The sequence below is a fragment of the Marinobacter sp. UBA2498 genome, from assembly GCF_002341575.1.
GTDB classification, from domain to species: domain Bacteria; phylum Pseudomonadota; class Gammaproteobacteria; order Pseudomonadales; family Oleiphilaceae; genus Marinobacter; species Marinobacter manganoxydans.
On sequence record NZ_DDOI01000059.1, the window covers coordinates 1 to 222 of the forward strand.

The 222-nt window shown below is 57.7% G+C and carries 1 protein-coding gene; it reads right to left on the minus strand.

Annotated features, from left to right (window positions below; genetic code table 11):
- On the minus strand, positions 1 to 222 hold a 222-nt coding region (locus B2W52_RS07170), incomplete at both ends, for an AAA family ATPase (protein ID WP_286802273.1).

A 222-nucleotide genomic window follows, 5' to 3' on the forward strand; every position in this document is an offset into this window, starting at 1 on the left:
TCGATGAACAGGATCGCGTGGTTTTCTTTCTTGAGTTCGGCAAGCAGACCTTTCAGACGCTTTTCGAAATCGCCGCGATACTTGGTTCCTGCCAACAGGGCACCCAGATCCAGCGAGTACACCACCGCATCGGAAATAATATCGGGGACCTGTCCGTCGACGATACGCTTGGCGAGCCCCTCTGCGATGGCGGTTTTGCCAACCCCGGCCTCGCCGACCAGC